Raw genomic sequence first — 5,452 nt, 5'->3', positions numbered from 1 at the left:
CGAGCGGCCATCTGGTAAAGTGTAACGAACGATTCAACAGAATACGGGTCGCAGAGTCCTGTGGATATCCCATCGCTCGTTCAGCACTACGGCTACGCGGCAATCGTGCTTGGTACCTTTCTCGAAGGTGAGACCGTACTTATCCTGGGAGGGATTGCAGCCCATCTTGGCTACCTCACGCTCCCGGGTGTGATCGTGGCCGCCTTTGCCGGCGCGATCATCGGCGATCAGACCTTCTTTTTTCTGGGTCGCCGCAACGGTCAGGCGTGGCTGCAGAAGCGGCCCGACTGGCAAAGACGGACGCAAAGGGTCCTGAAGATCCTGCGCCGCCATCGGATTCCGCTGATCCTGGGGTTCCGCTTCGTATACGGGATCCGTGTCGTGACTCCATTTGTCCTCGGAATGAGTCGCGTCCCGGTCTGGCAGTTCATCCTGTTCAATGTGATCGGCGCGTCCGTCTGGGCCACGGCGGTGGGCGTCGCTGCATATTTCCTGGGCCACGCCATCGAGCCCTACCTGGGGCAGATTCGGCACTACGAGCTGCGGATTCTTGCTGTGCTGGCGATCGCTGCGTTGCTGTACACCGTGTATCACCTCTTCCGAATCTCGAGGCGGCGCTAGCATCCCGGTCCGGGCGGGCCAGACTGACTGCGGTTGCTGCACTTCGGGGATACCTGTACTGTACGCGCTCCATCAGCCTGTTCGAGACTGGGACTTACCCCGGAGAATCACGTTTGGACGCTGAACAAGCCATTGCCCCGGCCACGGCACCGGCCGTGCGCCTGTACAAAATTTCGGGCATTGCCCTGGCGACCGTCTTCGGCAGTGTCCTTGCTGGCGGCCTGTTGATGTCCCTGAACTATCGTATGTTGGGGCTTGAACAAAAGGCGACCCGGGCCCTGCAGTACTCGGTGCTGGCGATCGCGCTGATTCTGGCAGCGGCCTTCCTCATCCCGCCCGAGTGGAAGATTCCCGATACTGCATTCACCATTCCGCAACTGCTTGCGATGATCATTCTCTCCCGTCAGCTCCAGGGGGGCGCGATCGAGGCCCATCGTGGGGCAGCGGGGCTGATGGCTTCCAACTGGAAGGCATTCGGAATTTCCCTCCTGGTCATGATCGCGGTCATTGCACTGCTGTTCCTCGCCGGGATGGCCGTCGAGTTCCTTTCCCCCGGATCGCTCCCCGGATAAATACCCGCACGCGGCCTGGTCCTGGCCCGGAAGCGGGCACGATCAGGGCGCAGTTTTTCTTCACCCCGGCCCTTTTGGCTATACTTCCTAGTGAGAAAGGGCTGGGGGCCACTCACATCACAAGAAGGTGGCCAAATTCCGGTGGATCCGGTGAACCGGCGTGCGCCGTTCGCCGACGAGCGATATTGGTCCTGCATGGCCGAGACAGAAGAAAATCAGGAAAGCCGGTCTTTCCACTTTTTGTTGGGGAGGTTCCGGGACAAAGATCTGGAGCGTCAGTACCGGAGCGAGACCCACGAACTCGATTTGCAGCACGTCATTCGTGCTTTGGTCGTCGTTTCGCTCGTTTACGCCAGCTTTCTCCCCATCGATCTGGTGGAGCAAAGCGCACGCGACGCCATTGTCGCCACCGTGGCATCCCGTCTCGGCCTGCTGGTTCTCGCTGGAGTACTTGTGCTTTTCCTCCGGCACTTTGCGGAGCGCGTGCACCTCGAGTTGGCGGTGTTTCTGTACATCGTCGGATTCTGCGTCGCGTCGGATGTGATCTTCCTGTACCAGGACTACCTGGAGCCGAGCACGGAAGGGTACATGATGGCGGCTCTGACCTATCTGATCGCGACACTGGCGGCGTATGTCCTCTTTCCCATGCGCTACTCGCGCCAGATTCTATGCTCCGCCTGTTTCGCCATCGGATTCGCTGTCGTGCACAGGCTGGTTCCACCGCAAGCGGGCTTCCATCCATCCGTGGTCGCCAACTTCTTCGTTACCGCCAACGTGCTGGGGCTGGTCCTGTCCGGCCGTATCAAGGAGTTGCGACGCGACCAGTGGTTGGCGATGAACCAGGTTCGGCATCGCGCCGACGATCTCAAACACGAGATTGAGCAGCGCGAGGTGCTGGAGGACCGGCTGCGGGAACAGGCCAACACGGATCCTCTCACGGGTATCGGCAACCGCCGCAACTTCTTTACCCTCGGCCAGGAAATCTTCGATCAGGCGCAGCGCTACAACCGGCCATTGTCCGTGGTCCTGTTCGACGTGGATCACTTCAAGCACATCAACGATACCTATGGGCTTGCCGCCGGCGATGAGGTGCTGAAAACCGTAGTTGGCGCAATCTGTGGCATCTTGCGCAAGCCCGATGTTTTCTGCCGATACGGGGGGGAGGAGTTCGCGGTGCTGCTTCCGGAGAGTGACGCAGTTGGGGGTAGTCGACTGGCGGAGCGCATCCGTTCGGTGGTGGAAGAGCGAACGATTCGCGTCAACGAGACGGAAGAGCATGTCACGGTCAGTGTTGGAGTCGCCGTGTACACGGAACGGGACAAGGAGTTCGGCGACCTCATTACCCGCGCGGACGACGCCCTCTACAGCGCCAAGCGCAAGGGCCGGAATACCGTAGTTGTGTCCGTCTAGTCTCCGGAAGGGGACGACTCCCGTTCCGCCGGCCGGAACTGGATGCTACAGTGGCATCTCTCCCGGACTGACAAGAACGGATTCATGAACGTCGTCGATTTCTACTATTCCATGGGCAGCCGTTATTCCTATCTTGCATCCACGCAGATGGAGGCACTCGCGCGCGACACCGGTTGTGATGTGAACTGGATCCCCCTCAACAGTGGCGCCCTGGGTTGGCGCAAGAAGGGCGATCCCTTCGCCGGCGAGCCGGTCTCCGGCCAGTATGACTGGGACTATCGCGAACGGGATGCGAAGCGCTGGGCGGCGCACTACGGCGTTCCCTTCATCGAGCCCCGCGGGCGGGTGCAATTCGACATCGATTTGCTGGCGCGGGCCACCATGGCGGCCAGGCGCCTCGGGCAGGTCGTTCCGTATACCCACGCCCTGTTCGCCGCCATGTTCTCGGACCCGGACATCACGCAGATCGATCGCGCCGAGTGCGTGCGCCGGGCCGTGTCCTGTAGGATGGCGGAGGATGAATTCCTGAGCACCCTGGACGACCCGGCCACGGCCGCGGAACAAGCCGCGGGGCTGGCGGCGGCGGACGCGGCCGGGGTCTTCGGCGTACCCACCTTCGTCGTCGGTGGCGAGTTGTTCTGGGGCAATGACCGCATGGTGCTGCTGCGGGACTGGCTGCGGAAAGAAGGTCCCGGCGGCTAGGGGGCGGTCGCTTGCGGATCGCGCTACACTGGTCGCCCGGCAGGTATCCCACAGGAGGCCGCCATGCACGATTTTGGTTTTGGATTCGGTATGTTTCCCTTTGGCTGGATATTCATGCTTTTCTATTGGGGCGTGGTCATCCTCGGCATCGTCGTCCTGGTGCGGTGGCTGATGGGCAGGCCCTTTCCCGGTGGCTCACGCGAGACGCCACTGGACATCCTCAAGCGGCGCTATGCCAATGGTGAGATCGATGAGGAGCAGTTCGAAAAGATGAAGCACAACCTCGAGGACTGAGACCGCCCGCCCGCTCAGGCCGCGGCACCGATCCAGAAATCCGCATTCTTCTGCAGGAACTCGTCGTACGGCATGTAGTGCGAGCCGTCGCAGGAGAACGTCAGGCTGATCATGCCGTTGAAAATATTGATCGATGCCAGGCGCAGATAGAGATTCTCGTCAGCCATGCGCAATTTTCCCAAGGTATCCAGGATCGCGGTGATCCGGTCGGCGGGAATCACTGCTTGTGCCGGATACGCCTGCCGCGGATAGACCAGGCAGATATCCGGATCTGTCAGCGCGTCAATATCCAGGATGTTGTAGCGATACGGGTCGCGTTCGGTCCAGATCGTGGCCTGGCTGCTGGAGAAATGGATCTGCGCCTGAAACACCCCGCGCTCGGTCAGCATCTCTTCCAGTATGACAAAGACCTGTTCCAGATTCAGGTCCAGCGGGCTTTCCACCCGGGTCTGCTGAAATACCAGGCTGCGGATGGCCGGATCGCCCTTGATCTGACGCCAGTATCCGGGTTCGTGATACGGCTCGGAGGTGGCGGGCAGGTCACGCAGGTCGAAGTCCGCGCCGAGATAGCCGAGTATCTGATCCCCATCGCGAACGATCTGTAGCGCCGTCAGGGAAGGACGGTTCCGGTGCAGGCTGATGTAGGCATCGGACAGCAGGAACCCCCAGACGGGCACGGCCTCCTTCATGTAGGGCCGATGTGAGCGGTCGCGTCCGTGGTGTCCCGGCACGACGCCAGCGCGTTCAATATTCTCGCAGATCTGCACACCTCCGGTGGTGAGCACATAAAGGGTGGTGCAGTGTGGAATGCTGGTGAAGTGTTGTTTGAGCAGCGCCTCGATCTGCTCCTGGTTGTTCCACAGGGGCGTCAGCTCCCGGGCTACCTGTTCGATCGGCTCGCGCAAGATGCTTGCAAGCTCTTCGCGCTGGCGGTGGATGCTGTCTTTCCATTCTGTTGCCATTCGTTCACCTGTCATGACGTTGACACTGCATTTCGTTCAGCGCGCCAGGTTGCTTCGCGAACATTTGGCTATGTGGACCATACCACCAAGTCCGAGTTCCCGACATAGCCTTAACACAGAAAACCGTTCGTCGGCCGACGAACCGGCTTGACTGGTTTCGAATTTGCCGACGTATAGAAATGGAGTTTGATGGCAAAAAGGAGACAACAAATCGTAGGCTACTGCAAAACGTGTGATGGTAATTTTGCCATCAAACTGTCAAAACTTTTTTACCCTTCAACGCAAGCGTCGGTCTAGCGCTGGTCCCAATTTCGCCGCAGGCCGGGGTGCAGGCATCTCCGGCGGTGATCGCCCGAAGAAAAGAACCTTATATCGAAAATGGCGCACCGATCGCGGGAAGAGCCAGACAGATACCGGCTGCGGAGACCTGCTTGCTCACGAAGAACAGCAGGATCGACAAGTTCGCTATACTAGGCGCAACAAAAACGCCGGTCCAGGGGGCGAGAATGAAGAAGGCGCTCATCGCAGTCGTTGCGGTTCTGATTCTCGCCGCCGGCGGGGTCGCGTGGTATTTCCTCCACAATCTGGATTCCATCGCCCGGGCCGCGATCGAGAGATACGGTACCCGGGCCTACCGAACGGCCGTGCACGTCCAGCGGGTGCACATCGGGCTCAAGGACGGTGTCGGAGCGGTCTACGGCCTCACCATCGCCAACCCCAAGGGCTTCAAGACCCGGACCGCGTTCTCCCTGAAGGAGATCAGCTTCAAGCTCGACCTCAGCTCCCTTGGACAGGACGTCCTCATCCTCGACGACGTCACCGTGCGCAATCCCAGGCTCTACTACGAGATGAACAAGAAGCACAAGGTCAGCCTGGACGAGCTGAACCGGA

At 60.2% G+C, this 5,452-nt stretch carries 7 protein-coding genes; 6 read left to right on the top strand and 1 reads right to left on the bottom strand.

Features of this window, described 5'->3' with window-relative positions:
• The first annotated feature begins 60 nt into the window (after window positions 1-60).
• From P8X48_11340 to P8X48_11320, 5 genes are all read left to right on the top strand, one after another.
• The gene (locus tag P8X48_11340) at window positions 61-621 is read left to right on the top strand and encodes a DedA family protein (GenBank protein ID MEJ2107897.1); all 561 of its coding nucleotides are present in this window, start codon (window positions 61-63) and stop codon (window positions 619-621) included.
• Window positions 622-734: 113 nt separating this feature from the next.
• Window positions 735-1,193 (top strand): hypothetical protein, encoded by a 459-nt coding sequence (locus P8X48_11335; protein ID MEJ2107896.1) that lies wholly within the window; start codon window positions 735-737, stop codon window positions 1,191-1,193.
• A gap of 195 nt (window positions 1,194-1,388) precedes the next feature.
• On the top strand, window positions 1,389-2,603 hold the full coding sequence (locus tag P8X48_11330) for a GGDEF domain-containing protein (GenBank protein MEJ2107895.1): 1,215 nt from the start codon (window positions 1,389-1,391) through the stop codon (window positions 2,601-2,603).
• An 84-nt stretch (window positions 2,604-2,687) separates the two neighbouring features.
• Complete coding sequence (locus P8X48_11325; protein ID MEJ2107894.1) at window positions 2,688-3,305, top strand: DsbA family protein; 618 nt, start codon at window positions 2,688-2,690, stop codon at window positions 3,303-3,305.
• A gap of 63 nt (window positions 3,306-3,368) precedes the next feature.
• A complete protein-coding gene (locus P8X48_11320) occupies window positions 3,369-3,599 on the top strand; it encodes an SHOCT domain-containing protein (protein ID MEJ2107893.1) in 231 nt (76 codons plus the stop codon).
• Between the two features lie 14 nt (window positions 3,600-3,613).
• On the opposite strand, the gene P8X48_11315 is transcribed toward P8X48_11320, so the two are convergent.
• Window positions 3,614-4,561 carry a hypothetical protein gene (locus tag P8X48_11315; protein MEJ2107892.1) on the bottom strand — a complete coding sequence of 316 codons (948 nt, stop codon included), beginning with the start codon at window positions 4,559-4,561 and terminating at the stop codon, window positions 3,614-3,616.
• A gap of 506 nt (window positions 4,562-5,067) precedes the next feature.
• Between P8X48_11315 and P8X48_11310 the strand changes: the two genes are divergently transcribed.
• Window positions 5,068-5,452: hypothetical protein (locus P8X48_11310; protein MEJ2107891.1), on the top strand; the 385-nt coding region annotated here is incomplete at its 3' end.

This window comes from Acidiferrobacteraceae bacterium (assembly GCA_037388825.1).
Taxonomy (GTDB): Bacteria; Pseudomonadota; Gammaproteobacteria; order Acidiferrobacterales; family JAJDNE01; genus JARRJV01.
The sequence above is the reverse complement of the archived record's forward strand: the minus strand, read 5'-3'. Positions and strand labels throughout refer to the sequence as shown.